Annotated in this window: 18 protein-coding genes and 1 tRNA gene; 6 read left to right on the plus strand and 13 right to left on the minus strand. The window is 54.9% G+C overall.

All coding sequences use genetic code 11. The features are described 5' to 3' along the window. Positions 1-6: 6 nt before the first annotated feature. From alr to rnr, 8 genes are all read right to left on the minus strand, one after another. Entirely contained in the window at positions 7-1,083 is a 1,077-nt protein-coding gene (gene alr, locus CFT65_RS16535; protein ID WP_088829145.1) for an alanine racemase, read from the minus strand. After that, positions 1,083-2,489, minus strand: a complete 1,407-nt coding sequence (gene dnaB / locus CFT65_RS16540; protein WP_088829146.1) for a replicative DNA helicase — start codon at positions 2,487-2,489, stop codon at positions 1,083-1,085. The genes alr and dnaB overlap by 1 nt, the downstream gene beginning before the upstream one ends. Positions 2,490-2,721: 232 nt before the next feature. Continuing rightward, a complete protein-coding gene (gene rplI / locus CFT65_RS16545; RefSeq protein ID WP_088829147.1) occupies positions 2,722-3,168 on the minus strand; it encodes a 50S ribosomal protein L9 in 447 nt (148 codons plus the stop codon). Between the two features lie 20 nt (positions 3,169-3,188). Further along, positions 3,189-4,055, minus strand: a complete 867-nt coding sequence (locus CFT65_RS16550; RefSeq protein WP_088829148.1) for a hypothetical protein — start codon at positions 4,053-4,055, stop codon at positions 3,189-3,191. 26 nt (positions 4,056-4,081) lie between these two features. Continuing rightward, positions 4,082-4,312 (minus strand): 30S ribosomal protein S18, encoded by a 231-nt coding sequence (rpsR, locus tag CFT65_RS16555; RefSeq protein ID WP_007154918.1) that lies wholly within the window; start codon positions 4,310-4,312, stop codon positions 4,082-4,084. A 25-nt stretch (positions 4,313-4,337) separates the two neighbouring features. Next, positions 4,338-4,754: a 30S ribosomal protein S6 gene (rpsF, locus tag CFT65_RS16560; RefSeq protein WP_008176389.1), complete on the minus strand. Its 417-nt coding sequence runs from the start codon at positions 4,752-4,754 to the stop codon at positions 4,338-4,340. A gap of 248 nt (positions 4,755-5,002) precedes the next feature. Further along, positions 5,003-5,740: a 23S rRNA (guanosine(2251)-2'-O)-methyltransferase RlmB gene (rlmB, locus tag CFT65_RS16565; RefSeq protein ID WP_088829149.1), complete on the minus strand. Its 738-nt coding sequence runs from the start codon at positions 5,738-5,740 to the stop codon at positions 5,003-5,005. A 15-nt stretch (positions 5,741-5,755) separates the two neighbouring features. Next, positions 5,756-8,332 (minus strand): ribonuclease R, encoded by a 2,577-nt coding sequence (rnr, locus tag CFT65_RS16570; RefSeq protein ID WP_088829150.1) that lies wholly within the window; start codon positions 8,330-8,332, stop codon positions 5,756-5,758. 251 nt (positions 8,333-8,583) lie between these two features. Here rnr and CFT65_RS16575 point away from each other — a divergent pair. From CFT65_RS16575 to CFT65_RS16600, 6 genes are all read left to right on the plus strand, one after another. After that, positions 8,584-8,670, plus strand: a tRNA-Leu gene (locus CFT65_RS16575). A gap of 466 nt (positions 8,671-9,136) precedes the next feature. Next, the gene (locus CFT65_RS16580; protein WP_228705877.1) at positions 9,137-10,702 is read left to right on the plus strand and encodes a PAS domain-containing methyl-accepting chemotaxis protein; all 1,566 of its coding nucleotides are present in this window, start codon (positions 9,137-9,139) and stop codon (positions 10,700-10,702) included. Between the two features lie 38 nt (positions 10,703-10,740). Further along, complete coding sequence (locus CFT65_RS16585; protein WP_088829152.1) at positions 10,741-14,418, plus strand: PAS domain-containing protein; 3,678 nt, start codon at positions 10,741-10,743, stop codon at positions 14,416-14,418. Positions 14,419-14,425: 7 nt separating this feature from the next. Then, a complete protein-coding gene (locus CFT65_RS16590; protein ID WP_088829153.1) occupies positions 14,426-15,502 on the plus strand; it encodes an HD-GYP domain-containing protein in 1,077 nt (358 codons plus the stop codon). Positions 15,503-15,507: 5 nt separating this feature from the next. Next, positions 15,508-16,761, plus strand: coding sequence for a diguanylate cyclase (locus CFT65_RS16595; protein WP_088829154.1), 1,254 nt, complete (start codon positions 15,508-15,510; stop codon positions 16,759-16,761). Between the two features lie 155 nt (positions 16,762-16,916). Continuing rightward, positions 16,917-18,488: a methyl-accepting chemotaxis protein gene (locus tag CFT65_RS16600; RefSeq protein WP_088829155.1), complete on the plus strand. Its 1,572-nt coding sequence runs from the start codon at positions 16,917-16,919 to the stop codon at positions 18,486-18,488. Between the two features lie 75 nt (positions 18,489-18,563). On the opposite strand, the gene CFT65_RS16605 is transcribed toward CFT65_RS16600, so the two are convergent. The 5 genes from CFT65_RS16605 to CFT65_RS16620 all read right to left on the minus strand — a co-directional run bounded on the left by CFT65_RS16605 (position 18,564) and on the right by CFT65_RS16620 (position 24,110). Beyond that, positions 18,564-19,604, minus strand: a complete 1,041-nt coding sequence (locus tag CFT65_RS16605; protein WP_088829156.1) for an AraC family transcriptional regulator — start codon at positions 19,602-19,604, stop codon at positions 18,564-18,566. A gap of 148 nt (positions 19,605-19,752) precedes the next feature. Then, positions 19,753-20,643, minus strand: a complete 891-nt coding sequence (locus CFT65_RS19345) for a hypothetical protein (RefSeq protein ID WP_228705878.1) — start codon at positions 20,641-20,643, stop codon at positions 19,753-19,755. After that, positions 20,543-21,043 (minus strand): hypothetical protein, encoded by a 501-nt coding sequence (locus CFT65_RS19350; protein WP_228705879.1) that lies wholly within the window; start codon positions 21,041-21,043, stop codon positions 20,543-20,545. The genes CFT65_RS19345 and CFT65_RS19350 overlap by 101 nt, the downstream gene beginning before the upstream one ends. A gap of 103 nt (positions 21,044-21,146) precedes the next feature. After that, complete coding sequence (locus CFT65_RS16615; protein WP_088829596.1) at positions 21,147-22,889, minus strand: protein adenylyltransferase SelO; 1,743 nt, start codon at positions 22,887-22,889, stop codon at positions 21,147-21,149. A gap of 81 nt (positions 22,890-22,970) precedes the next feature. Then, positions 22,971-24,110, minus strand: coding sequence for an acyl-CoA dehydrogenase family protein (locus CFT65_RS16620; RefSeq protein ID WP_088829157.1), 1,140 nt, complete (start codon positions 24,108-24,110; stop codon positions 22,971-22,973). Between the last annotated feature and the right edge of the window lie 73 nt (positions 24,111-24,183).

Raw genomic sequence — 24,183 nt, forward strand, 5'->3', positions numbered from 1 at the left:
GCAATGCTACCGGTATTGCCGCGGCACCCGCCCGGTGATGCCGGTCATCAACTCGTAGGAGATGGTGCCGGCGCAGGCAGCCACTTCATCCACACCCACGGTGCGGCCCCAGAGTTCTACGCTGTCGCCTTCCTTCGCATCGGGCGCATTCGTCAGGTCCACGGCCAACATATCCATGGAAACCCGACCAATGAGCCGGATCCGCTGGCCATTGATCGCCGCAGGCGTGTTGGTGCCGGCATGTCGGGGATAACCATCTCCGTAACCAATCGCCACCATGCCCATCCGGGTATCGCGGTCGGCTAACCAGCTGGCGCCGTAGCCAACGGACTCGCCCGCAGGTACCAAACGGGTGCTGATCAACGGCGCCTCCAGCGACATCACCGGCTCCAGGCCAAGCTCGCGACCGGTCGTACCAACCATCGGCGAACCGCCGTACAGCATGATCCCCGGGCGACTCCAGTCAAACATCGGCTGGCCCGGACGAAAATGGGCGGCCGAATTGGCAACGCTCTTCACCAACCCCGGGAACGCAGAGGTCGCCCGCTCAAACACTGACGTCTGCTGCGCCGTCATAGCGCTCTCGGGATCATCGGCGCAGGCGAAGTGGGTCACGAAACCCAGCAAACCCTGGTCGACGCCCAAAGTCTGCAACCGGCCCATCACCCCGTTCAGCTCGTCCGGATGAAAGCCCAGTCGGTTCATACCGGTGTTCACCTTCAGCCAGAATACTGGCCGCGCTTCGAGCTGTTCCAGCCATGCCAGTTGCTGAAAACTGTGGAAAACCGGTTCGAACCCGTGTCGGGCACACTCATCAATATCCGCTTTGGCATGCACGCCCTGCAGCAGGACCACCGGTTTCACCAGGCCTGCCTCCCGTATCGCCCGGGCCTCTTCCAGGCAGGCGACTGCAAATTTAGGCGCCAGGCTGTCCAGGGCCGAGGCCACCGGCCCGATACCGTGGCCGTAGCCATCGGCTTTCACCACGGCCATCACCTGCGCTCCGCCCGCCCGGCTGCGGGCAGTCTGGAAGTTCCGGCGAAGGGCGTCGAGATCAATCCGGGCAACGGTGCTACGGGGCATCAATACTCCCCGCCATAATCGCTGTAGTCACCGTGGGCCAGATCTTCGAATTTGGTGTACTTGCCGATAAATGCCAGGCGAGTTGTGCCGATCGGGCCATTCCGCTGCTTACCTATGATGATCTCGGCAATGCCTTTGTCAGAGGTATCTTCGTTATAGACCTCATCCCGGTACACGAACATGATGACGTCGGCGTCCTGCTCGATGGCGCCGGATTCCCGCAGATCCGAGTTCACCGGGCGCTTGTTCGGCCGCTGTTCAAGACTCCGGTTGAGCTGAGACAGGGCCACCACAGGGCAACTCAACTCTTTGGCGATACCCTTTAACGACCGGGAGATTTCCGAGATTTCAGCGGTCCGGCCTTCGGTGTTGCCGGGTACCCGCATCAGCTGCAGGTAGTCGACCATGATCAGGCCGATCTTGCCGTCGTTCTCCCTGGCAATACGCCGGGCCCGGGAACGCATTTCGGTGGGGCTAAGGCCCGGCGTATCGTCGATATAGAGCGGCTTGTCCTTGAGCAGGCTTACTGCCGACGTCAGCCTGGGCCAGTCATCCTCTTCCAGCTTGCCACCGCGAACCTTGGTCTGGTCAATGCGCCCGAGCGACGAGAGCATACGCATGGCGAGGGCATCCGCCGGCATTTCCATACTGAACACCAGAACCGGCGTGCCGGTGCTGATCAGCGCGTTTTCAACAATATTCATGGCGAACGTCGTCTTACCCATGGAGGGGCGACCCGCCACAATGATCAGATCCGAAGGCTGCATGCCCGAAGTCTGTTCATCCAGATCCTTGAATCCGGTCGTCAGACCGGTGGTCTGCTCGCCCGACTCAAACAATTCCTCAATCCGGCTCAGGGTCTTGGCCAGAATGGGGTTGATTGCCTGTGGCCCGGAACCCTCCTTGACCCGCGCTTCGGCAATCTGGAAGACGCTACGCTCAGCCTCGTCCAGAATTTCATTACTGTTCCGGCCCAGCGGATTGAAGGCCGAATCGGAAATCTTGCCGGACACCTCCACGAGCTGTCGCAAAATGGAGCGCTCGCGGACGATATCGGCATAGGCGCGGATGTTCGCCGCGCCAGGGGTTTTCTCGGCCAACTCTGCCAGATACGACAAGCCACCAGCATCTTCAATATCGCCGGCCCGCTCAAGGAATTCGGCGAGGGTCACGACATCCAGCGGCTCGCTCTCACTGGCAAGGCGTTCCACGGCGCCAAAGATCAGGCGGTGGTCCTGCCGATAGAAATCGACCGCCGAAATCACCTCGGAGATCTCGTCGAACCGTCGGTTGTCCAGCATCAGGCCGCCCAGCACCGCCTGCTCTGCTTCCACAGAGTGAGGGGGGACCTTGATACGACTGGTTTCGAGATCGGTACTCGCGGGCTTCAGATTGGGCTTGGCCATGAACACATCTTCAGTTGGACATCATAACCACGACAGTTTAAGCGACCTGCCGAAGCAATGGGAGAGGGTTACAGGGAGTTAACAGCATACCAGAAAGCAACAGGCCCGAAAGCCGCGAGTGCGGTTCGGGCCTGTCAGGTTGGCCAGCGCTTGGCCTCCGGAGAGGCGGCGACGGCCACCAGCGTATTACCAGAGCCGGGGAAACCCCAACACCGTTTTCAGAGAAAACGGCTTACTCGGCAACAACCGCCAGCTTGACCGTTACTTCAACGTCGGAGTGCAGCTGAAGCTCGATCTCGTACTCGCCAGTCACCCGGATCGGGCCTTCCGGCAGACGAACTTCGCTCTTCTCGACTTCGGTACCACCGGCAGTGATCGCATCAGCAATGTCGCGCACACCGATAGAGCCGAACAGCTTGCCTTCTTCACCAGCCTTGGAGCTGATGGTGAAAGCAGCACCCTCGAGAGCCTCGGCGCGAGCCTGGGCAGCAGCCTGCTTCTCAGCAGCTGCTTTCTCAAGCTCGGCACGACGCTCTTCGAACGCCTTCAGGTTTGCTTCGGTGGCAGGTGCAGCCTTGCCATACGGAAGCAGGAAATTACGACCGTAACCGGCCTTAACCTTTACCTTGTCACCCAGGGAGCCAAGGTTTGCAACTTTCTCGAGCAGAATAACTTCCATCTCGTTAACCTCTTCGTGCTTTATTCAGCCGGCCCGGCAGGGCTTATACGCCTCCGGATATCCAGCCAGCTATCCACAAAAGCCAGAACCACTAACAGAATCATCAGACTTGGGCCCAAAAGGATCAGCGCTACATAAAACATCGCCAACCAGTTCCCACTGAGCTTTTTCAGACCAACAACGCCGTGAACCAGGGCCAGGCTGGCCAGGAACAGCGGTGTTCCCGCAGCCCAGGCAAGCAGCATGGAGTTGAGCCCGAGGAACGGACCAACAACCATGGTTACCGCGCACAATACCGCTATCACCGGTGACAGCCTCAGGCTATGGAATTCCTTGCGGAATCCACCGGGGTTATAAAGCCCCGCCTGCCAGGCCCTCGCCAGCATGGTCATGCCCACACCCGTTGCCAGGTAGGTGCCTGCCATGCTCGCGTTCATCGTGTCCCGGATCACCCTGTCAAGGTCATCACCGAGACTTTGCGCAATTTCGGCATTGTACTGTTGGTAAAAACTCACCCCGGCCTGGACCAGATCATCCAGCAGGCCCGGGTAGACCACAGGTAACATGAGGCCTGTGACGATTGCGAGAAAACTTCCCGCAAGCAGAGCTTTTTCCCAGGACAGCGTGGTTCTGATCAGTGACGCCATGAGCATTACCTGGAGCAACACAGCCAGAGCAGTCGGGTCCTGCCCGAAAATGCTCCAGCCAAGCGCCGGAAGTAATGCCCAGAGCCCGATGTTGAGCCCCTGACTGATGCCAAGCCTGAGAATAACCAGGCCGACAACGGCTGCGCCAATCCAGAACAACAAGGGCACTGCAGTCGTGACTGCTGCTACCCCACCGGCCTGGAGGGGACCGCGCATTACATACTGTGCAAGTGCACGCATGGTCCCAAGTCCTGTGTTTCTGTTACTTAGTTATCGTGGCTGTCCGAGTACGGCAGCAGTGCCAGGTAGCGGGCGCGCTTGATAGCGGTAGCCAGCTGACGCTGATAACGTGCTTTGGTGCCGGTGATGCGGCTGGGCACGATTTTGCCGGTTTCAGTGATGTAGCCTTTCAGAGTGTCCAGATCTTTGTAATCGATCTCCTTAACACCCTCTGCCGTGAAGCGGCAGAACTTACGACGTCTGAAAAAACGAGCCATAACTTAACTCCTCAACTCCGGTTAATTACTCTTCTTCGTCCTGGGTTTCAGCACGCTGACGTGGTTCGTCAGATTCGGCTGAACGACGCGGGCGATCATCGCCGCCACGACGGTCTTCACGGGACTCGGAAGCTTTCATCGGGGACAAATCGGTATCAGCACCATCGCGGCGCAGAATCATGTCGCGGATGATCGCATCGTTGAAACGGAAGTTGTGAGTCAGCTCGTCCATCGCGGCCTGTGAACATTCAACGTTCATCAGTACGTAGTGAGCCTTGTGAATCTTGTTGATCGGGTATGCCAGGTGACGACGGCCCCAATCTTCCAGGCGATGTACCTTGCCGCCATCTTCAGTGATGACGCCGGTATAACGCTCGATCATCGCGGGCACCTGCTCGCTCTGATCCGGATGTACCATAAAAACGATTTCGTAGTGACGCATGAGTTCTCCCTACGGTTTAAACAGCTTCCTTTTTTGCCGACCCGGCTTTGTAGCCGGAGGCCAACAAACATGAAAGCAAGGAGTTGACAGCATTCTGCTGCCGGTTTCTTTATGCTTTATCAATAAAGCTTTACAAGAAAGGCTTGATCAAAAGCTTGGCCTCGGGTTGCCTGCATTCAGGCAATACACGACCACCCCTTAAAAAAGGGGTCACGTATTCTAGGCGGGGAAGGCCCTGTGTGCAAGGGTTAACCAAGCCGTTGACGCAGGGCTTCGTATAGGCAAACACCCGTAGCCACGGACACGTTCAGGCTGTCTACATGGCCGAGCATGGGGATATTGATCAGCTGATCGCAGTGCTCGCGGGTGAGCCGGCGCATACCCTTGCCTTCAGCACCCATCACCAACGCCACCGGTCCCTTGAAATCGGCCTGGTAAAGCGTTGCGTCCCCCTCACCGGCAGTGCCGATCAGCCAGACCCCCTTCTCCTGTAGACTGCGCAGAAAACGGGCAAGATTAGTCACCCGCACAAAAGGCACTGTCTCGGCAGCGCCACAAGCGACCTTACGGGCAACCGCCGTTAGCGAAGCAGACTTGTCCTTGGGCACAATGACCGCCTGAATACCCACTGCATCGGCGGTGCGCATACAGGCACCAAGGTTGTGAGGATCGGTCACGCCATCTAGTACGAGCAGGAACGGCGGTTTGTCACTGCAGGCCAACTGGGCCAGCAGATCATCTTCCGTCCATTCCCGACTCTCACTGACGGCCGCGACGATGCCCTGATGAACCCCAGACACCCGCTCGTCGAGCTCTTTGCGGTGCACCACTTTCCATCGCACACCCAGACTATCCAGGGCATCGGTAATGCTCTTGACCCGTTTATCCTGCCTGCCAGTCTGAATCCAGACCTGCTGCAAACGTTCGGGCTCGCGCTTGAGGACAGCCTCAACCGCGTGCCAGCCAAACACAAATTCTCCGGACACTGTTTACACTTCCCGTTATTTGCCGGATTTTCGCGGCTTGGCTTTTTTATCGCTTTTGCCGGTGCCACTGCCTTTTTTGCCTTTCTTCAGGGCAAGTTTTGCAGCCCGGGCAACCAGCTCATCCCTGGCAGAGGGGGTTTCATTGTCATCGAAGGCCTCAGGGCCCGTTTTTTTCGATGGCGTTGACGCCGGACGTTTCCTCGGGCGTTTTGGGCCAGACTCTGCGGATGACGAGCCTTTCTGGCCGGATTTCGCCCTGCCGGCAGACTTACCACCTTTACCGGCGGCCCGCTTTCCCTTGCCTCGCTCCCCTCTATCAGGAACCTTTAGCGCATCGCGATCTGCCTGACGGTGGACCGGTTCACTGATCAATTCCAGATCTATTTTCCGGTCTTCCATGCCAACCCGAACGACCTTCACACGAACCTCATCACCAAGCCGGAAACTCATTGCCGTGCGCTCGCCAATGAGGCGATGTTTGGCTGAATCGTGATGGAAAAAGTCGCCATTCAGCGTCGACACGTGCACCAGCCCTTCTATATAGACTCCCGAGAGCTCAACAAAGAAACCGAAGGGCACAACTGATGCAATGACGCCGTCGTATTCCTCACCGACATGATCACTCAGATATTCACACTTCAGCCAAGCCATGACATCCCGAGTTGCATCATCGGCACGCCGCTCGGCCATTGAGGTGTGCTCACCCAACTGCTCCATTCGGGCCAAATCGTAGGGATACTCGGCAAGCTCGTGATCCGGCTTCGGAGGCGGAACCACGTCCTTGGAAGACTGTCCCCCGTGAATCACCGATTTGATTGCCCGGTGATTAATAAGATCCGGGTAACGTCGGATCGGCGACGTGAAGTGGGCATAACCCGCATAACCAAGACCGAAATGGCCGCCCTCTTCGGGACTATAGACTGCCTGACTGAGTGAGCGCAGCATAACCGTCTGGATCACGTTGGCATCCGAGCGATCCTTGATACTGTTCAGCAGCTCCTGGTAGTCCGCAGACGTGGGGCTATCACCACCACCCAGCTGCAGACCCAACTCGCCCAGGAACAGCCGGACCGCATTGAGGCGCTCTTCTGAAGGGCCATCATGCACTCGGTAAAGTGCCGGAAGTTTGTGCTTTTTCAGGAATCGCGCTGTCGCAACGTTCGCGCACAGCATGCACTCCTCGATGATCTTGTGGGCATCGTTACGCTGAACCGGAACGATCTCTTCTATCTTCCGGTCGGCATCAAACACGATCCTGGTTTCGGTGGTTTCAAAATCGATCGCACCACGCTCAGTACGGGCCTTGCGCAGTAACTGGTAGAGCCCATAAAGATTGTGTAACTGAGGAAGCACGTTGGCGTATTGCTCACACAACTTGTAGCCCTGCTCGGTATCCGGGTGTTCCAGCATCGTGCTTACCTTGTTATAGGTAAGCCGCGCATGACTGAACATCACCGCTTGATAGAAGCTGTAGCTGCTGATATTGCCTGCGGCGCTGATGGTCATATCGGCCACCATGCAGAGACGATCTACCCCGGGATTCAGCGAGCAAAGGCCATTGGACAGTTTTTCCGGCAGCATCGGCACCACATGGTCCGGAAAATAGACTGAAGTGCTGCGATTTACCGCTTCTTCGTCCAGCGGCGTTCCGGGCCGGACATAGTGGGAAACGTCGGCTATCGCCACGACCAGGCGATAGCCGCCACGGGGCCTTGGCTCGCAATACACGGCATCATCGAAATCACGGGCGGTTTCGTCGTCGATGGTGACCAACCGGAGATTACGGATATCCTTGCGGTTAACCTTGTCTTTTTCTGTGACCTCTTCGGGAATCTCTGCTGTCTGCTCACCGACAGCGGGTGGCCAGCTATGGGGAATGTCGTAGGAACGGATGGCGACGTCGATCTCCATTCCTGGCGCCATGTGCTCTCCGAGCACCTCAACGACCTTGCCCAATGGCTGGGTGCGAACGGTCGGCTGACGGACGATATCCACAACGACATACTGGCCATGTCGGGCAGTGCCGCAATTTTCTTGGGGGACCAACACTTCGTGGTTAATGCGCGCGTTTTCCGGAACCACAAAGCTGATACCGCTCTCCTGGAAAAAACGCCCTACTGTCTGGCTGGTCCGGTATTCAAGAACCTCGACGATTACGCCCTCACGACGGCCGCGATCATCAATACGATCAACCCTCGCAGCGACCCGGTCGCCATGAAAAACCTGACGCATTTGGCGGGCAGTGAGAAACAGATCGGAGCCACCATCGTCTGGCACCAGAAAACCGAAGCCGTCTTTGTGGCCGATCACCCGACCGGTGACCAGGTCAGCTTCTTCAATCGGTAAGTAAGCACCACGGCGGTTACAGATCAACTGCCCGTCCCGGCACATGGCAATCAACCGCCGGCGAAGGGCTTCAATACCCTCCTCTGAAGACTGACCAAGCTCGGAACACAATGTTTCATGTGTTGCGGGAGCCCCGCGATCTTTGAGATGCGAGAGGATAAATTCCCGGCTTTGAATCGGATTATCGTATTTTTGGGCCTCACGGTTGGCGTGAGGATCCCGGTCGTTTTTCTTCCTGGAAACCATTCGGATCCTTGTTCTGAGATTGCACCAACGCGGCACAGTTTAGATTCATTTGCAATAAGTATAACGTTGGGACGGAGCTCCTGCCTATCAACCTGGCTGGAATAGGCATAAATACCTGCCATTCTTTTTGCAAAAAAGTGTTTGACAGTCCCGACCGGAATTATTAAAGTACGCGCCATCAGTTGAGGTACACACCTCAACGCTGGCAGAAACGTTTAGTTTTCAATAAGCTAAGGTTATGCGAATCACCTGCCGAGGTGGTGAAATTGGTAGACACGCTAGCTTCAGGTGCTAGTGGGGGCAACCCCGTGGAGGTTCAAGTCCTCTCCTCGGCACCACTTCCTCCCGCAGGAAGTCGGTCGAATCATCTCCAGAATCCAATCTTACAGCTGCGTCAAAAAGGCCTCGAACGGTCTGCTTTTTTCGTCTCATACTCTATTTCTATCCCTCCCTTTTGCGCTAGTTCCAACCTATCGACAGCAAGCTGTCGTGACTCTATTTTCAGCATCCAACAAACCCTTATCCATATTCTGCAAAAAACGCACCGGCCCTATCCGATTTCTGCAACAGAAACTTGAACTCCACTGATCCCCTTTAAAAGGTAAGGTTATTTTAACCTTTAAAAACAATTTCTTAAATCAAAGTATGCCTAACTGATCACATGCATTCTGCCTCCCTCTTACAACAACGCATGTAGCAATCTGCGCCATAATGACAACCGTATAGCTGGCGAAGATTAATTCATCGTACTGTTTCATAAGAGATCCATCCGTGAGAGCGAACCATCCAGTTACAAATAAAAATGTGCCTGTCAGCAAGGGCGCCAACATTCTGTCCACAACCAACCCCAAGGGACAGATTACCCATATAAACGATGAGTTCGTCGAGATCAGCGGTTTTTCGCGGGAAGAACTCATTGGCCAGCCCCACAACATCATCCGCCACCCGGATATGCCAAGGGCTGCCTATGAAGAGATGTGGCGCAGGCTGAAATCAGGTGAAACCTGGCTGGGCGCTGTGAAAAATCGCTGCAAAAATGGCGATCACTACTGGGTAAGGGCTTATGCCATCCCGGTTACGGGAAAGCACGGGGAGCTAATTGAATTGCAATCGATCCGCTCACAGCTCGACCCAAAAGCGGAAGCCCGTGCAGAGAAACTTTACGCCAGCCTTAGGAAACATCAGCCAAACAAAGGCCCCGTAGATGCAGCCAGCCTTCGGCGGGGCCTCTCACTTCAAACAAAACTGATCATGGCCATGACTCTTGTACTGGCTGCTGCCAGCACGGGGCAGATGTTTGCAGCGTCTTTATCAACCAGTCTTGGGGTATTGCTCGCTGCCGTTCTGGTCGGTGCCTTTGCAATCCTGGCGCTCACGCAACCGTTAAGGCAGTGCGTGTATCGAGCCCGAACGGTTATCAATGACACCGTCGCCGAACACATCTTTACCGGCCGGGTCGATGATATTGGCTCTCTGGAGCTGGTGATCAGTCAGCAGCAGGCTGAACTCGATGCCATCGTAAAACGCATGGACGATGTTATCGGCAAACTGGATGGCCGAGCCGAGCACACGATCTCCCGCAGCAATGACGCACACTCCGCTGTTCAGGAACAATCTACAGCGACAGATACGATTGCAGCCGCAAGCGAACAAATGTCTGCAACGTCCCGAGAAGTGGCAAACAATGCATCAGGCATGCTTGATCAGGTGCAACTGGCCAACGAACGAGTCGCCAGTGGCCAGGCCCTGACGCGAGAAACCCGAAATAGCATGGACGCCCTCTCGCAAGAGCTTGAAGAAGCTTCAAACGCGGTTGGACAGCTCACTGAAGCAAGCAAGGGAGTCGCTCAAGCCTTGAGTGTCATAGGTGACATCACTGAGCAGACCAATCTGCTGGCCCTGAATGCGTCCATCGAAGCTGCGCGGGCGGGAGAGGCTGGCCGTGGTTTCGCAGTCGTCGCGGACGAGGTTCGCAGCCTCGCATTACGAACAAAAACGACAACCGAACAAATCAACGAAACACTTGGCCGGTTTCATGACACCGTTTCAAATGCTACTCGATCCATGGAGCGGTGCGACAGCTATGCACAGAAAACGGTAGACAACGCCATCAGCTCCGAGACCACTCTGGCAGAACTCGTCACATTTATTGAACGAATTTCCGAAGCCTGTGATGGCACCTCGGCAGCGGCGGAACAACAACACAACGCTTCCGCAGAGATATCCGGAAAAATCGTGAGCATAAACGACCTTGGCGATACCGCCATGGGCGTTGTCAAAGAAGCTCAGGAGTCCATGCACGAACTGAAACGTCAGATCGGAGAAGTTGCTGGGCTCGTCTATCGTCTGCGGGAAAGGAACACCGCTTAGTCCGAAGTGACTTAATGGATGGATAAGACTTATCTGCAATGATTGAAATCTTTGTTCTAGGTAATAAACGCACGGAAGGCTGGCTGACGCGGCAAAGAAAAAATCTGATGTCTTCGGGTTTTGACTGCCACTTTATTCAGGCTGACGCCGCATTCGAAGACAACAGAATTCCGGATCTCTGGATCTTCGATGCGGATGGTTTCGAGACGTCGTTTTTTGAATCAGCTATCGCGAATGCCCCAGGGCTGTTCGATTCCAGCAATGCTCCGATAGTAGTTATCGGAAGTTCTGTTTCAGCTGAATTGGCAAGCCAGGCTGTAAACAGCGGCGCGCACCGATTTTTGAAGAAACCGGTTACCACGCGAATGTTGAGCAATGCGTGCATTGAGCTTGGTATATCCCACTCTCAGGCAATACGCACGGCACTTGTCATTGACGGCCGGCATGACTTTCGGGAAGAAATCCAGCGAATACTGGCAGAAGGTTCGGTAAAGGCCCTTGCAGCCCCTGGGTTGCAGGCCAGCATGGAAATGCTTCAGACGCAGAGTCTGGATGTGGTGGTGATCGGGAGTGACGACGAGTCCTGTAATAGCGAGGAACTGGCCGACATTCTGCGCTTCCTCCCTGAAACATCAAACCTTCCAATACTTTTTATAAGCGGACCCGATGGTGATTACAGAGAAAGGAAAGGCAGTGGCTTCAGGGTAAATTGCCATTACGCTGAACTCTCAGAGCTCGCTCAGGCCGTTCGGGAACTCACCGCCTCGGACGCTACGCGCAGACGGTCCGGCGGACGGGTTTACGAACTCCTCTATGACCGCGAGCAGGAACATTTTGCCCTCAACCAGCACGCCATCGTCAGTAAAACCGACAGCAAGGGACGGATTATTGAAGTTAACCGGCGCTTTTGTGAAATCAGCCAATATTCGGAAGCAGAACTTCTCGGCCAAAACCACCGTATTCTGAAATCGGGCAAGCATTCACCGGATTTGTACCGCGATCTCTGGAAGACGATATCCCATGGAGATGTCTGGCAAGGTGAGCTCTGCAACCTGGCCAAAGACGGCACTAGCTACTGGGTATCATCAACCATCGTCCCCTTTCTGGACAACAAAAAGCGACCCTACCAGTACATCGCCATCCGGAAAGACATTACCCACGTCAAAACCGCCGAGCGCCGCATCGAGCAGCAAAGTGAACTTGCCCGGCTCATCAGTGAAGCCAGTGCTAAAGCCATGGCTGGTCACTGGTCAAAGGCACCGGCCACATTGCAGGCCGCTCTGCAGCCATTGTGTGCTTACCTCTCGATCCAGCATATATCGATCCAACTGCAACCACCTAACCCCGCTCCCGATTCATGGAAGCTATTTCTTGACGCTCGGGAAAAGGCAGCTTCTATTTCTATTCGAGACTCTTGTAGCGGTGATGAATTATCCATAGCCGGTGGCGCCAAACCATTCGAGACCAGTCTAAGCGCAAACCAGACTGAACTTGGGCGTTTTCTGCTTTACACCGAGCCATCTCCACTGATTGAGATGTTCTGTGAACAGGGTCTGATGGACGTACTTGGCAATGTTGTGTCTCACTCACTCGCACGCTGGATGTCTGAGTTCGATCAGGAACGCAGCCGCGAGCGTCTGCGTAGGGCACAATCCTTCGCAAATATTGGAACCTGGGAATGGGCCCTCGATACCGATGATCTATATTGGACCGAGCGAGTGCCAATGCTGTTCGGCTACCCCGAGGGTGATCTTGAAACATCTTTCGAAAACTTTATCGGCGCTGTACATCCAGATGACAGAGACAGCATTCAACAAGCAATACAGGCATCTATTGAATACGACCTGCCCTATCACATAGAGCACAGGGTTATCTGGCCCGACGGCACGATTCGCTGGTTACTTGAAACCGGGGCGGTGGTTCGCGGAACTGATGGCGCCGCAAAACAGATGCTGGGCGTCGTTGAAGACATAACCGCCATTCGTGATGCAAAAGACCAGTTGGCACGCCAGACCACTCTTTTGAACATGCTTCATGATTCGCTGACTGCGTTTATCCTCGAAGGCAAATTCAGGGCGACCCTGGATTCCATGTTGGATAACTTGCTCGAACTTACCGACAGTGAATTTGGATTTCTGGCTGAAGTTCTTTTCACACCGAAGAACTCGCCCTTCCTCAGAGTTCAGTCTATTACGGATATTTCCTGGAGCCCCGAAGCCGCCGAGATGTTCAGCCGGGTCGGCACAGAAAAATTCGAGTTTCATGAGCTGGACAACATGCTGGGGGAGGCCATTCGCCGTCGAGAAATCGTGACCGTCAATGCTTCCGAGTCCGAAGAACTATTTACAGATCTGCCAAAAGGGCACCCCAGAATCCGAACATTTCTGAGTGTCCCCATTTTCATCGGCTCTGAACTGGTTGGGAACTTCGCCCTGGCAAACCGACAATCAGGCTACGACACAGCAATGATCGACTTCCTCCGGCCGTTCATGGCGACTTACGGGGTTATTATCAATTCCCAGAGAATGATCGATATGGAGGAGGTTAACCGGAAAAGCCTCATCCGAGCGAAACAGCGAGCCGACCAGGCCAATCGCGCAAAATCAGAATTCCTCTCCAATATGAGCCATGAATTGCGCACGCCCTTAAATGCCATTCAGGGCTTTGGACAACTACTGGAAAGTGACCCCAATCTCAACGAAGACCAACAGGACAACGTTAACGAGATCCTCTCTGCCAGTGAACACCTGCTCGCACTGATCAATGAAGTGCTTGACCTCGCAAGAATCGAATCCGGCAAGCTGGAGCTCTCCCTGGAAAATGTGCCCGTCAGCTCTGTAATTCATGAGGCGCTGACGCTCATTAAAAATTCTGCGGAGAAAAGAGGGCTCACCATTACTGTCGGCAATATTGAACATTTCCACGTGACAGCTGACTGGACTCGACTCAAACAAGCCTTGCTGAACCTGCTTTCCAATGCAGTGAAGTATAACCGGGAGAACGGAACCATCCGCATTGAAGCAGAAATCTTCCAGGAGTCCTGGATAGACGTGCGTGTCACCGACTCAGGTAACGGCATTCCTGAATCCAGAATTCCTGAGCTGTTTAAACCTTTTAATCGGCTGGGAGCGGAACTCAGTCATATTGAGGGCACCGGTATCGGGCTCTCTCTGACGCGGCAACTGGTAGAGCTGATGGGCGGGAGCATAGGCGTCACCAGCACGGTCGGGGAAGGCTCAACCTTCTGGATACGATTACCGGATGAGAGCCGTAACACCTCTACCAACGGCTTCCCAACGCTTCATTCGGAGCCTGCGCGGGATAACCCTAGACTCCATCTCACGACAGACAAGCGGACAATACTCTATATCGAAGATAACCCTGCAAACCTCAAACTCATCGAACGCATCATCACTCGCGTGCCCCGCTACTCTCTGGTTTCTGCCCTAAATGCGGCTGACGGCCTTCAACTGGCAGATAACTACCCACCCGACCTCATTCTGGTCGACATAAACCTGCCAGATATGAATGGTTATGCGCTTCTTGAAAAGCTGAAGTCAATTCAGCACTTGAATGAAAAACCCATGCTTGCGCTGACGGCGAATGCAATGCGCGAGGACAGACAAAAAGGCGCAAGCGCTGGTTTCGATCATTACCTCACCAAACCCATCAACATCGACGAACTGATTAACACACTGGATTCATACCTCGGGTAACAGACTCATGTACGCTTTTTCAGACAAGAACCTTCATGAACAGACCATCTTCATCGTGGACGATGAGGTGGTCAATCTGAAGTTACTGGACAAAATCCTGACCTCCGCGGGCTATTCCAACCTGGTTTTGATCAGTGATCCACGTGAGGTGCTGTCTCTCTATCAGGAACATCGACCTTCCCTGATCCTTCTGGATCTGAATATGCCTGGTCTGGATGGTTACCAGGTGATGAAACAGCTTGTCAGCCTCGAAGATCCGCTTTTACCTCCTATCGTTATCCTGACAGCCCAGCATCATCAGGAATACCTTCTCAAAGCATTGGAAGCCGGTGCCCGGGACTTTATCAGTAAACCGTTTGATCGGCGGGAACTGCTGATGCGGGTTAAGAATTTTCTGGACGCCCATGTTGCCCACAGGCTGGTCCGGAATCAGAAAGATCACCTTGAAGAACTGGTACAGCAACGCACCCTCGAACTGCAGGAAACCAGGCTGGAAATCATCCGGCGCCTTGGCCACGCCGCCGAATACCGCGACGAGGAAACCGGCAATCACATCATCAGAATGAGCAAAATGTGCGCACTGCTCGCGCGCAAAGCAGGCTGGTCGGAACAACAGTGCAACCTCATCCTCAGCGCCAGCCCCATGCACGATATAGGAAAGATAGGCATCCCGGACGCCATCCTCTTAAAGCCCGGAAAGCTTGGACGAGATGAGTGGCTGACCATGAAAACCCACGCCGAAATCGGAGCCAGGCTGCTGGAGGGTAACGACAGTGACCTGATGGTCATGGCGCGAGAAATAGCCCTCAATCACCACGAAAAATGGGACGGAAGTGGCTACCCGGCCGGACTCAAGGGAAAAGATATCCCCATGTCCGGAAGGATCGCGGCCCTGGCCGATGTATTCGATGCCCTGACCTCGGTCCGCCCTTACAAAAAAGCCTGGCCCCTGGAAGAGGCCGTCCAACTGATCCGGGACAACCGCGGAAAGCATTTTGATCCGGAGCTGGCTGACCTTTTCCTGGATGATGTCCAGGCGTTTGTCGACATAAAAAATGCTTACCAGGACTTACCAGAAGAATAACTCAAATGAACGATCAATATCTCAAGTCCATGATCAACCTGATTCCAGACGCCGCGATTCTGGTCAATCGAGACCAGAATATCGTTGCTGCAAATCTCAAAGCGGCCGGAATTTTCCAGACCAGAGTAGAAGAACTTCTGAACGCGCCACTGGATATCCTGATCCCGGAATCATCCGTGGACGTCCACAGAAACCACGCTGATGCCTTTCTGAACCAGCAGCAAACCCGGCCCATGGGCGCAGGGCTCCGGTTAAATGGCAGACGCAGCGACGGTTCAGAGGTTCCGATCGACATCATGCTTAACCGGATCAGATACGAATCCGTGGACTACGGCATTGCCATTATTCGTGATGACTCGGAAAAAACCGAAATCGAAGTGATGAAGGAAAAACTCCAGGCCGCCAATACTCGCCTGAGCAGAGCGCAGGAAGTCGGCGGTATGGCCTGGTGGGAAAGCGATCTTCGCTCTGGCCAGATGCTCTGGTCGGCCATGATGCCGCGTATTCTTGGGCTTCAGCAAAACGAACAGCCATCATTTAGCGCAATCCGGAAGATTTGTCTGCCCGAGGACAGGAACCAGCTCGACGCCATTCACGGATTCTCGGGAACCGTGTCCGGAAAAACCGTCCGTTACAGGATTCAAAAGCCGGATGGCGAGGTTCGCTGGATTGAAGAGACCTGCCATCAGGAGAGGGACGACCTGTTGATGGGCGTGCTTCGTGACATCACGGAACAGAAGAATCTCGAAGAAAAGTTACGGAGAGAGTCGGTTACCGACGAGCTTACCGGCTTGTTCAACCGCAAACAGTTCAATCGGGATCTGAAAAGCGCCTATTCGACGTTTGTTCGGTCAGGCATCAACTCTGCCATCCTTACTTACGACTTTGACCATTTCAAGAACATCAACGATGTCTACGGGCACGCCATGGGAGACGAGGTCCTCAGCCAGGCTGCCAGTCTGGTCAAGGACCAGCTCCGACCATCCGATCACGCTTACCGGCTCGGCGGCGAAGAATTCGCCATCTTGCTGGGTGATACCAGCCTGGTTAATGCCCGGAATTTCGCCGAGCGAATTCGGAAAACTATTCAGAAAGCCCGCTTTCGGGTGGGGGATGTCCGGGCATGCGCCACGATCAGCATCGGCATCGCGCAGTTTCGGCCTTCAGACAGCTGTTTTGAGGATGCTCTCAAACGAACGGATGAAGCACTTTATCAGAGCAAAACTATTGGTCGGGATATGGTCAGCATAATCGAGTAACAACCTCTGCAGTCCACAGGAGAGAACGGCAAACCCAGCCATCGGGCGAAGTCATAAGACGCCAGTCGTTGGTCCCGTTCAGTTGAAATGGTTCGGGATCTGTTGCACCGGGATCAGTTACTTTTCACGTTTAGCCACGGAGTCTAAAGACGCTCATGAGTGATTTTTTTGGAAATCTTTCCGTTGGAAAAAAATTGGCGATCAGTTTCGCCGTTCTTCTGCTGCTTCTGGCTGTCGTATCCGGAGTCAGTTTTTTTTCACTCAGCGATTACAACCGAGGTGTTTCGATAGTAAAGCAAGCCAACACCGCTGAAATTGATCTGCTCGAGGCGGAGAGAGATGAAAGAAACTTTTCCATAACACAGGAGCCAGAATACATAGAACGCGCCCTAACCGCGGTCAACGATGCAAAAACTGCGCTTACACCGCTGGTAGAAATGAACAAGGAAGGAAGTGAAGACCGGCAAAAAGCCGAAAAGATCCTTGAAGGTGTCATGTCCTACGAGGCGCTTTTGAGGAATTACGAAACGGACATCTCGGGATCGCCAGACCTTGTCAAATCTCTGGAAGAGCAGATGTATACTGTTGCAACCGGCACTGTCGACCTTATGGAAGAGCTTAAGTACACAGAGCAGGAACAGTTGCAGCAAGTGTACGATCTTGCGATCAAAGAGATTGCAGTCGTAACCCTCATTGCCCTGCTGATTGCCATCACTCTTGCCTGGGTCCTGACCCGATCAATCACCGGCCCGATTAATGAAGCCGTCGGAATTGCCAACAAGGTTGCCTCTGGGGATCTGACTGTGAATGTCCAAAGCCAGCGTGGCGACGAGTTCGGTCAGTTGCTTGCCGCATTCGGCACAATGATAACTAACCTGAGAGAGCTGATCAGGGAAATCGAAACCGGCGCCGCCAGTATTGCCTCTTCTTCAGAGGAACTTTCGACGGTAACTAATCAGACCAGCAAGGGCGTTGCCGACCAGCAATCACAGACCGATCAGGTGGCAACCGCCATGAATGAAATGGTCTCGACCGTAAATGAGGTTGCTCGGAGCGCAGAAGCGGCCTTTGAGGCCGCCAATCAAGCCAGCGAGAAATCCGGTCACGGGGAAAAGGCCGTGCGGGAGACCCTGGAGCTCGTTGCAGAACTGAACAAACAGAGCAGCAATGTCATGGAACTGTTGACTGGCTTGCAAGCGGAAACCAATAACATTGGTACGGTTCTGGATGTCATAAAATCAGTCGCGGAGCAAACCAATTTGCTGGCACTGAACGCCGCTATTGAGGCCGCCAGGGCTGGCGAACAGGGTCGCGGCTTTGCTGTAGTAGCCGACGAAGTGCGGTCATTGGCGCAACGCACTCAGAGTTCCGCAGCTGAGATTGAAACCCTGATTACTAATCTGGTCACCAGCGCAGAAACCTCTGTTGCCAGTATGGAAACTGGCACAAAGCTCGCCGAGCAAACGCTGGAGCGGGCACAATTGGCAGGCACTTCCATTCAGGAAATGGCAGAAGGGGTCGAAGAGATCCGCCGACACAACAGCCAGATTGCAACCGCTGCTGAAGAGCAGAGCTCCGTGGCGGAAGAAATTAACCAGAATGTCACACTGATTCGTGATGTGGGTGATCAATCCGCCGCGTCTACCGAACAGGTGTCGGCAGCCAGTGAGGAGCTTGCGCGACTCGCAGAAGGGCTCAATACGCAGGTCGCCCGATTCAAGGTCTGATATCGAAAAGCAGCGACGAAAAGATAACCGGGCTCAGAAGGGCCCGGGCCTGTCCAGGCTCGGGTGCCGGTCCGGTCAAGCAGGTGTAGCATCCGACGATGTATACCAGTATTTTGTTCGCCAGGATGAATTAGCATCCACCACCCAGACTTTTTCAGCGCGCTCCAAGAGCGCCTCCAGGCCCTCAATAGTCTCACTGGGGTACTCACCAAAATGATCGTGGTAATAAGACGAAAAACGGCCCGCATGGTTGAAACCCCAGTTTAGCGCATGGTTCGCCACCAAAGGATCCTTGCGGTACCCACAAATCAACGATTCCCGGGCCTTGACCAATCGCCGCGCGCGACAATAGCTGTACGGCGTCAAACCTGTGTATTTCTTCAGAAGGTAATAGAAATTCCTGAGACTCATTCCGGAGTCTCTAGCGATCCGGTCCAGATCTACGCCGGTTTTCAAATGGTCATTGATCAGTTCCAGTGCCCGGCATAGCCGACGTTCCTCTCCCACCAGCACGGCCGGCCCTCGGGTCCTGAACGCTGCATGGTTCCCGGCAATAAATTGGTGTAACGCTTTACCAAACCGACTCGTCCGCTCCACTGCATGCGCGTGATCCCGAAAAAACGGGGTTTCGACCAGATAACTCTCGAGAAGAGTGACAAGTTCCGGATCCCCGGGCTTCAGGTTCATCTTTTCGCTGCTGAAAACCGACTGACCGGGCTGAACAATGAAGAGATGAACGTTTGCAGACAGTCGTGCATAAAATTCAACACCTTTGTCGAGCACGAAAGGAGCGCCTGGCGCACTGACAAAATGCTTACCACCAACCTCGAATTCAACTGTCCCCTGCAAAGGCATGATGATCGCAGAGGTGGCAGCATTCGCCCCAAAGATGCTGGAGGCAGAGCTGAGATAAAACCCACAAACGTTCACAGCGTCGGTTTCAAGAAAGGCCAACCGGCCGGAGAAACTGCCGGGATCGCCAGATAGGTCAACTTCCATTGAAAGCCGCGGGCTACGAGTCAGAGCCTGGAGGGAAGACAACCAGTTTTCCGGGATATCAGTCTTTAAACGAAGGTAATGTTCGAGGACGTAGGACTGGGTACTGCAGGACCGCATGGAAAACTCCGATTAGATACGCATGCTACACGACATCCGTTGTCGGAGTTTACATAGAGCTACACCGTGTCACATAGCCAAATTTTGCAATTGTTAGTTTTCTTGCGCAAATGCAGTACCAAAGTATTGTGCGTTGATCCGGCCACGCTTATTTCAAATCAATTGAGCAGCGCCACAAGATACCCAGACAAACGCTGGTAGCTATACTCCACCCGCGCATAAGCGGAATTGGGAATGACCTCGAATTCGCGTCCACGGCATCCTCTTGCGGGGTACAGTTACTGATGCCTACCGCAAACGTCACGGCCTCCGCCTCACTGCCCTGCTCTGAAAGCCGATAACCCGGAAATACAGAGGACGAATTTGCCATGTCCGGAACCAGCGTGCGGGTCTTGCCGGTGTCATACTCTGCAACCAGCTCTGCCAGCTCACCACTGTCCTTTGTCCAGCTGTAGTTTACCTCGGGGTTACCGCCAACCTCCGTTGAGCCCGCTGAAATCCCGCGATACTGATGACAGGTGATGCTGGTCTCGAAATAGGCACGGCGGTTGTCCCAGTCGAAAATCAGACGCTCATCCGTTCCATCTTCATCGAAATTCAAGCGGCTCTGCTCCGACAGTGCGGCAGAAGGCAGCCACTGGGTTTGCAGGTTCGCCATATAGCCATTTACACCGATCAGGCGCGCCAACTCCGGCATGGACGGTGACAGACAACCATTCGCCGAGACGGATAGCAGGCGCCCGCTCTCACTGTAATCGAAGGCCAGCTCGGCGGAGATCTGCAGGCCTGAGCGATTGGCAGGCAGGGCATCCTGGCTGAAAGGCTCGGCGTATACCTTCTGGCTGGTCAGCAGCACCGGCTCGCTTAATTCCATATCCACTTCGGGCAGGGTCAGGGCGTCGACATCGACATTGGCAAAGTCACCCTGAGCGGCAGTATCAACCACCGCAATAACGTCCGCGGCATTCTGAATCAGAGAGACTCCCAGCAGAAACGCCGCTTCCCTGCTCAGGAATCTCGCCGTTGCGCGTTTCCTCAAGGGTTTTGCCTGACAGGGCGACGGCATGTAACGGATAGTTCCTGGGATCAAGATCCGGGCCCACGGAAGGGGGCAAAACCAACGCAGAGATGTCCATCGTGAAACGACCACCGGCACCGCTCATTGCCTTGGGCTCACCAGAGGCAAGGGTGACTTCGCTGCCGTTACCCAGTTCAATGACCAGAGGCCCCGGCGTGAACTGACTGTCACCATCCATATCCAGCCAGACCCTGGCGTTGTTCAGGTATCCGTCGATAACCTTGCCGGTATAGGGCGCCGGTTCACTGTACTCCACACCATCAAAATCCCGCCCGTCCACGGGCAGTTCATCGCATTCCTCGCCGCAACCGGCCAGGGCGAGGGAGAGAACAGACATAGAGAAACCGATCAGGCGTTTCATCGCGGCAACCGTTTGTCCTTGTTAGAGGTTGTGCCGCTTCTTTAGGGGAAGTGATGGCCGGAGACCTTGATAGGCTTGGCAATTTGTGAAGTTTGGTAACAGCTCAGGACGAGCAGCTGTAATGGGAAAACCCGCCGAGATCGAACAGCTCGAGGGGCTTTAGCCGGTAGAAACGATGCTCAACCCGATCCGATTGCTCGTCATAGGGTTGAAGCAATACTTTTTGCAGTTCCCTCAGTGGCAGGTAATCACCTTCGGCAGCTTGCTGATAGGCCGGGACCACGAACCACTCGCGCATGGTATATTTCGGGTTCATGAGTTTCATGTTTTGGGAGAGCTCCTCGCGGAGCCGGGAACCGTCGCCCGCTCCGTCGATTCCAATCTGGGACTTCCACTTGGCAAGCCATTCGGACCAGCGCTTGAGCAGCCCTTCCGAATCAGCTCCACCTGCTTCATCCAGTGACCTGTAAAAGCTCTGCTTTATTGGCTCAATATCGTCGGGTACCGAGGACAGCTCACGAAAGAAAATGGTGTAATCCACCGGGGTTCGGCTCATCAGCATCATCAGCTCCCGGAAGAGTTCGGCGTCAAAACCTTTCAGCCCCAGTTTCGCTGACCACATCCTTTGCATTTCCGCCCGCATCACCTCCGGAAAACCTTTCTGAATCTCGTCGAGTTGAGCCAGTTCGTCTTCATGGCCATTGAGCAGAGGCCGCAAGGCCGAGCAAAAACTCTTGAAGTTCTGCTCAGCGGCCGCCGGTTGATTCAGGAAAGCGAAGTGTTGCCCGCCACCGGTCCACGGTTGATAAAACGGCTCAAACACTTCGCAGAAGCCGAAAGGTCCGTAGTCCAGTGTGAAGCCGCCAGCGGCGCAGTTGTCGCTGTTGAAATTGCCCTGGCAATAGCCGACGCGGATCCAGTTCGCCACCAGCGAGGCAAGGCGGCCGCGGAACTCCCTTGCAAGCATGACGACTTTCGCGGGAGTCGCGAGCGTCTGGTCAATGACCCCGCTGTACTCCCGATCAATCAGGTGCAGCACCAGCTGTTCGAGTTCTTCGATCGCTCGAGCGTGCTCCTGCTTTCTGGCCCTGCGACCAAAGAGTTCGAGCTGGCCAACCCGGATGAAGGAAGGGGCAACGCGGGTGGAAATGGCAACCGGCTCTGAAATAAGCTGGTCGGGATCCCGGGAATGGGAGCCCTCGGAGTACCAGGGACGCCGCACCCTCTCCGTTTTCGAGACATAAAGACTCAGTGATCGCGAGGTCGGCACACCCAGGGCGTGCATGTGCTCTTGCGCCAGGAATTCACGGACGCTGGAGCGCAGAACGGCGCGTCCATCGGCGCCGCGACAGTATGGCGTCCGTCCCCCGCCCTTTAATTGCATTTCCCAGCGTCGACCGTTGATAACCGTTTCCAGTACCGAAATGGCACGGCCGTCGCCATAGCCGTTGCCAGTCTGAAACGGACACTGCTGGGTGTATTCGGTGCCGTAGATGGAGAGCGCATAGCCACACGCCCAACCGACTTTGCTCATGGGCTCCGGCACGAGTGAGAGGTCTCCGGAGAACATCCGGATAAAATCATCAGACCGGGCCAGGCTGTCTGCAAAGCCCAATTCTCGGAACAAACTTTCACTGTGGGCGACGTAATCGGGGGTCTTGATGGGCGTTGGCCTGACCGGAACGTAATGCCCTGAAAAGACCTCCCTCGGCTTGCAGTCAACGCCATCGGGAGTGGCATCAGGATCGCAGGCCAGACTATTCATCAGCGAATAGTCTGCCATCGGTGCAAGCCCTTCGAGGCTGGTCACTTCCTGGCTGGATTCTCCAGACAACTGATTATCCATCATTGCGTCTCCTGATCCAGAAGAACGGGCAGTGCTGGCACTGCCTTCGACCGCCCATCTGGCCAGAACCCCGGGCCCTGCTCAGAATGAACGGGCGACGATTTCCTTCATGATTTCATTGGTGCCGGCATAGATGCGCTGCACCCGTGAGTCTGCCCATGCCCGGGCAATCGGGTACTCCCACATGTAACCATAGCCACCGTGAAGCTGCACGCACTCATCCATCACCTTGCATTGCAGGTCTGTGGTGAGCTGCTTCAACATCGCCGCGGTGGGGATGTCGAGCTTCTTATCCAGATGCAGCTCCAGGCACCGATCGGTGAACACCCGGGCAGCGGTAATTTCCGCCTTCATTTCCGCCATCTTGAAGCGGGTATTCTGGAACGCAATCACCGGCTTGCCGAAGGCGTTGCGCTCCTTGACGTAATCCAGGGTCCATTGCCAGGCAGCTTCAGCCGCGGCCACAGCACCCAGGGCCACCTGGAGACGCTCGGCCGCCAGTTCCTGCATGAGCTGGAAAAAGCCCTGTCCCTCACCTGGACCAATCAGGTTTCCTGCAGGCACTTTCACATCCTGAAAGAACAGCTCGGAGGTGTCCTGGGCCTTCATACCAACCTTGTTCAGGTTCTGGCCTTTCTCGAAACCTTCCCACGCGGTTTCCACCATGAACAGACTGATGCCTTTGGCGCCTTCCTTGGGATCGGTCTTGGCAACAACAATAACCACATCGGCAAGCTGGCCGTTGGTGATGAACGTTTTGGAACCATTAAGCACATAATGGTCGCCGTTTTTCACCGCCGTGGTTTTCACGCCCTGCAGATCCGAGCCGGCACCCGGTTCAGTCATGGCAATGGCGCCGATCATCTCACCGCTGGCCAGTTTGGGCAGATAGTGATTTTTGAGTTCGTCGGAGCCGTAGTTGAGCACGTAAGGCGCAACAATATCAGAGTGCAGGCCCCAGCCTATCCCCGTCAAGCCGGCACTGGCTACCTCTTCAATCACCACCGCGCTGTACCGGAAATCCGCGCCTACACCACCAAACTCTTCCGGCAGGCAAGGGCAAAGGAAACCCAGCTCACCAGCTTTCTGCCAGAGCTCGCGGCTAACCTGGCCGTCTTTCTCCCACTGATCATGGTAAGGCGCTGCCTCCTGTTCCAGAAATTTGCGGACAGAATCGCGAAAGCCTTCAAGGTCGGCGTCGAAGAGAGTGCGTGGAATCATGGTGAACCTCGGTGAATAACCTGTGTTGTGATTGTCGTTCACCAAGTCTCTGCCCGGAGCCCGGTTTGCTCAA

It is taken from the genome of Marinobacter sp. es.048 (assembly GCF_900188435.1).
Classification (GTDB): domain Bacteria; phylum Pseudomonadota; class Gammaproteobacteria; order Pseudomonadales; family Oleiphilaceae; genus Marinobacter.

Bases quoted from the DNA above. Each gene is read 5' to 3' on its own strand.
- rplI (WP_088829147.1), bottom strand. From the start codon at position 3,168: ATGGAAGTTATTCTGCTCGAGAAAGTTGCAAACCTTGGCTCCCTGGGT.
- alr (WP_088829145.1), bottom strand. From the start codon at position 1,083: ATGCCCCGTAGCACCGTTGCCCGGATTGATCTCGACGCCCTTCGCCGG.
- CFT65_RS16595 (WP_088829154.1), top strand. From the start codon at position 15,508: ATGAACGATCAATATCTCAAGTCCATGATCAACCTGATTCCAGACGCC.
- CFT65_RS16605 (WP_088829156.1), bottom strand. From the start codon at position 19,604: ATGCGGTCCTGCAGTACCCAGTCCTACGTCCTCGAACATTACCTTCGT.
- CFT65_RS16550 (WP_088829148.1), bottom strand. From the start codon at position 4,055: ATGCGTGCACTTGCACAGTATGTAATGCGCGGTCCCCTCCAGGCCGGT.
- CFT65_RS16615 (WP_088829596.1), bottom strand. From the start codon at position 22,889: ATGGATAATCAGTTGTCTGGAGAATCCAGCCAGGAAGTGACCAGCCTC.
- rnr (WP_088829150.1), bottom strand. From the start codon at position 8,332: ATGGTTTCCAGGAAGAAAAACGACCGGGATCCTCACGCCAACCGTGAG.
- rpsF (WP_008176389.1), bottom strand. From the start codon at position 4,754: ATGCGTCACTACGAAATCGTTTTTATGGTACATCCGGATCAGAGCGAG.
- CFT65_RS16585 (WP_088829152.1), top strand. From the start codon at position 10,741: ATGATTGAAATCTTTGTTCTAGGTAATAAACGCACGGAAGGCTGGCTG.
- CFT65_RS19350 (WP_228705879.1), bottom strand. From the start codon at position 21,043: ATGAAACGCCTGATCGGTTTCTCTATGTCTGTTCTCTCCCTCGCCCTG.
- dnaB (WP_088829146.1), bottom strand. From the start codon at position 2,489: ATGGCCAAGCCCAATCTGAAGCCCGCGAGTACCGATCTCGAAACCAGT.
- CFT65_RS16600 (WP_088829155.1), top strand. From the start codon at position 16,917: ATGAGTGATTTTTTTGGAAATCTTTCCGTTGGAAAAAAATTGGCGATC.
- rpsR (WP_007154918.1), bottom strand. From the start codon at position 4,312: ATGGCTCGTTTTTTCAGACGTCGTAAGTTCTGCCGCTTCACGGCAGAG.
- CFT65_RS16620 (WP_088829157.1), bottom strand. From the start codon at position 24,110: ATGATTCCACGCACTCTCTTCGACGCCGACCTTGAAGGCTTTCGCGAT.
- CFT65_RS16590 (WP_088829153.1), top strand. From the start codon at position 14,426: ATGTACGCTTTTTCAGACAAGAACCTTCATGAACAGACCATCTTCATC.